At 72.2% G+C, this 3,984-nt stretch carries 4 protein-coding genes; 1 reads left to right on the forward strand and 3 read right to left on the reverse strand.

Annotated elements, in window-relative coordinates:
- A partial coding sequence (locus ACFVWU_RS44500) for an agmatine deiminase family protein (protein ID WP_387632348.1) occupies positions 1–1,192 on the reverse strand: 1,192 nt, incomplete at its 3' end.
- 142 nt (positions 1,193–1,334) lie between these two features.
- Between ACFVWU_RS44500 and ACFVWU_RS44505 the strand changes: the two genes are divergently transcribed.
- Entirely contained in the window at positions 1,335–1,970 is a 636-nt protein-coding gene (locus tag ACFVWU_RS44505) for a TetR/AcrR family transcriptional regulator (RefSeq protein ID WP_387632350.1), read from the forward strand.
- Between the two features lie 105 nt (positions 1,971–2,075).
- Here ACFVWU_RS44505 and ACFVWU_RS44510 read toward each other — a convergent pair whose 3' ends face one another.
- Both ACFVWU_RS44510 and ACFVWU_RS44515 read right to left on the reverse strand, forming a co-directional pair.
- Complete coding sequence (locus ACFVWU_RS44510; protein ID WP_387632353.1) at positions 2,076–3,269, reverse strand: agmatine deiminase family protein; 1,194 nt, start codon at positions 3,267–3,269, stop codon at positions 2,076–2,078.
- 115 nt (positions 3,270–3,384) lie between these two features.
- Positions 3,385–3,984: DUF4436 family protein (locus ACFVWU_RS44515; protein WP_387632356.1), on the reverse strand; the 600-nt coding region annotated here is incomplete at its 5' end.

Here is a 3,984-nt window from a genome sequence, read left to right on the forward strand (position 1 = left end):
CACCGAGATCTACTCTCCCTACATCGTCGTCAGCGTCAGATGCGTATAATTGCCAGATGTTGAGCTGTTCGACGGTACGGCCGGGGAACAGCCGGGCGAGGGCGGCGCGGGCGGCGCTGTCGGCCTGGGTGTCACCGAACTGGGCCGAGATCACCGCGTTGTTGCAGAGGTAGTAGTTGGCGTAGGAGCCGACGAAGTTCGGGTCGGTGGAGCGGATCCGGTAGTAGTCGGGGCCCTGGATGGTGCTGACCGAGATCGGGGCTCCCTGGGCGCTGGTGGCGGAGCCGAGGATCGCGTACTGCTGGCGCTCGTCCTGGGACCAGACGTCGGTGTCGCTGGGCAGCGGCAGTTGGACGACGGCCGTGCCGCCGCCGAGGAAGCGCGAGGTGGCGTCCACGTGGTCGTCGGTGATGTCCTGGCCGGCGATGCCGGGGAACCAGATCACCTCGGTGGCACCGTAGGCGGCGCACATGGCGCTCTCGATCGCCGCCTGGGACATGCCGGGGTTGCGGTCGGCGTTGATGATGCTGCTCCGGGTGGCCATCAGCGTGCCGGAGCCGTCGGTCTCGATGGCGCCACCCTCGGAGACCAGTCCGGCGGCGGTGAACGGGAGGCCGAGGTAGGCGGCGACGCGCTGGGCGACCAGGGCGTCGTTGCCGTGCGGGTTCTGATGGTTGCCCCAGCCGTTGAAGTTGAGGCCGATGGTGTCGAGGCCGCCCAGGCCGTCGGTGCGGAAGACCGGGCCGGTGTCCCGCATCCAGCAGTCGTCGACGGGGACGTCCCCGATGACGGTGACGGCCGAGCCGCACATCGAGCGCGCCTTGCCGACGCTGGCCGGGTTGGCACACATGGTCACCGGCTCGTACTTGGCGATGGTCCGCGCGACGAGGGCGATGTTGGACTGGGCGCCGCCGAGCTTGCCGCGCCAGATGGTGCTGCTGTCCGGCCAGGCCATCCAGGTCCGGGTGTGCGGGACGGTGTCCAGCGGTACCCGCAGGCCCGCCGCGAGCCGCGGGGCCGCCGTGGTGCCGCGGGCCCGGGTGGCGGCCCGGGCCTGGCCGACGGTCGCGCCGGTCAGCGCGGTGCCGGCGACGGCGAGCCCGGCGGCCGTCAGGAACCCGCGGCGGCCGAGTCGGGCCCCGACGGTCGGTCGGGGGTCGTCGGTGGTGTGGGGTCTGAAGCCTTCCTCCATCACTGCCTCCCTTTCAATGTCCTTTGGCGGTGGACGAGTTGACCGAAAAGGTAAAACTGACCAAGCGCTCGGTCAATACTTTGCGCAGGCATCCGCACCGATTCGCCCTGCCGCCGCCCCCGGAGTGGCTACAGTGACGGCCATGGCGACACAGGCGACCGGCGCGGCCCCGCGACCGGACTCCGGACCGGGCGGCGGCCGGGCGCGCGCCTCCGCCAAGGGCGAGCAGACCCGGACCCGACTGATCGCGGCCGCCCGCACCCTCCTCGCGGGCGACGGCGCCGGGCGGTTCACCACCCGCAACGTGGCCGCGCTGTGCGGGGTCTCGCACGGGATGTGCCACTACCACTTCGCGGACCGCACCGAGCTGATCGTCGCCGTGGTGCAGGACATCCGGCCCGAGTGGATCACGCCGCTCGAGGAGGCCGTCACCGAGGCGGGCGGCTACGCCGAGCGCGCCGACCGGGTCCTGGCGCTGCTCACCCGGCCGGAGAGCCCCGACCTGGCGCGGCTGCACGCGGCCCTGCACTGGCTGGCCCTGAACGACGAACGCGTCCGCACCGCCCTGGAGGCCGAGTACGCGCGCTGGCGCTCCTCCTTCGTCCGGCTGTTCCGGTGCCTGGTCGAGGAGCGCGGCACCGACACCGACCCGGTGCCGCTCGGCGAGGCCTTCGCCGCCGCCGTGGACGGGCTCGCCGCGATCGGCTCGCTGGACGGCGCGGTGGACGCCGGCCGGGTGCTGCGGACCCTGCTGGACTCGCTGTCCGCCAGGGCGTGACCGGCCGGTGGGCCCGCCGCCACGCCCGCCCCGAACCGGACGGACGGCCGGTCGTCACGCCCCGTCATCCCGGCCCGTCACCACACCCCGTCTCCACACCCCTCGTCACGGTCCCGACGTCGCGGTCCCGGCGGCGGGCTGCTGCTGGGTGGCACAGTGGATGCCGCCGCCGCCCGCGGCGATGTGGTTGATGGTCAGCTGGGTGACCTTGCGGCCGGGGTGGAGGTCACCGATGATGCCGGCCGCGCGGTCGTCGGCGGCCTTGTCGCCGAAGCGCGGGACGATGACGCCGCCGTTGCAGACGTAGTAGTTGATGTAGGTGGCGAGGAAGTTCTTGCCCGCGCCCTGGATCAGGTCGACGTCCGGCTCGGGGAGGTCGACCACCTTGAGCGTCCGGCCCCTGGCGTCGGTCGCGGACTGCAGCACCTGAAGGGCCTGCGCGGAGGCGGTGGTCCAGACGTCCGGCGGGGTGTCGGCGGCCGGGCGGTGCAGCACGACGGTGCCGGGCTCGGCGAAGCGGGCGAGGGCGTCCACGTGGCAGTCGGTGATGTCCTGCCCGGCGACACCCTTGAACCAGATCACCTTCTCGACGCCGAGCAGCTCCTTGAAGCCCGCCTCGATCTGGTCGCGGCTCTTGCCGGGGTTGCGGTTGTCGTTGACCCAGGAGCTCTCGGTGGCCATCAGGGTGCCCTCGCCGTCCACCTCGATGCCGCCGCCCTCGCCGGTGATCGGGGCCTGGAGGCGGGTGATGCCGTAGTGGTCGAGGACGTTGCGGGCGACCTGACTGTCGTTGACGTGGGTCTGCTTGCCGCCCCAGCCGTTGAAGTTGAAGTCGATCCCGGCGAGGCCCTGGGAGCCGGTGACGAAGGTCGGGCCGGTGTCCCGGGCCCACAGGTCGTCGACCATCAGCTCCAGCACCTCGACCGAGGAGCCGCAGGCCTGGCGTGCCTGGTCGGCCTGGTCGGGCCTGGCCAGCAGGACGACCGGTTCGAAGCCCGCGACGGCCTGGGCCAGGCCGGCGATGTCCTGCCGAACGCCGGGGAGTTGGTCACCCCACACCTCTTCCAGGGCCGGCCAGGCCATGAAGGTACGGGCGTGCGGGCTCGACTCGGCGGGCATCGCGCGGGCCTTGGCGGCCGGGCTGCCCGAGGCGGCCGGACCGCCCGACGCCGTACCGTTCGGGCCGGGTGGCTGCTCCTCCGCGCCGCCGTCGGAGGAGCAGCCGCCGGCCAGGGCCAGGGCGGCGAGCGCGGCCCCGGACTGCAGCAGGGCGCGGCGGGACGGCCGGGGGTGAGCCATGGAGCCTCGTTCCGGTAGGTGTCGGGGTTCGGCTCCGCAGGCTACTGACTGGAAGGTCAGGGTCCGGTGCGGCACGCCTCCGCCGTTCGGGGGAATCCGCTCGGATGCCGTCCGCTCAGGAGGCGTCGGCGGCCCCCACGGCTTCCCGCTCGCGGCGCAACCGGTGTTCGGTGCGGATGCCGGACCAGGCGGTGCAGGCCAGGCTCGCGGCGATGATCCCCTCGGCCCAGAAGAACGCCACGTAGTCCATCAGCGAGCCGATCGGCGGCGAGCCGGGGGCGGCGTTGCGCATGCCGATCAGGGCGAAGAGGCTTGCCGCCATCCAGCCCAGGGAGGGCCAGACCAGACCCTCGCGCTTGCGGAAGAGCACCTCGGCGGCGCCGAGGACGGCCAGGGCGATGGCCCCCATCGCGGCGATCATGAACCAGGAGAGGATGAAGGTGCTGCGGGAGCGGGTGATCCTGGCGTCCAGGGTGACGCTGCCGGTGGCCGAGGCCTTCGCCTGCGGGCGCACCACGAAGAACGGGTCGGTGTCGGTGAAGACCAGGCCGACCGGGACGGCCTTGCCGCCGCTGGTGGCGCTGAACCCGGCCTCGGTGCGGTAGTGGTCGAAGGGGTTCTGAACTGTTGGGGATTGAGGTCGTTTTGGTGCGCATAGGTGTCCATGAGTTTGTTGTCGATGGCGGTTTGTTGGATCGATGAGGCGACTGTCGGT

The sequence above is a fragment of the Kitasatospora sp. NPDC058190 genome (assembly GCF_042883685.1).
In the GTDB taxonomy this organism is placed as follows: domain Bacteria; phylum Actinomycetota; class Actinomycetes; order Streptomycetales; family Streptomycetaceae; genus Kitasatospora.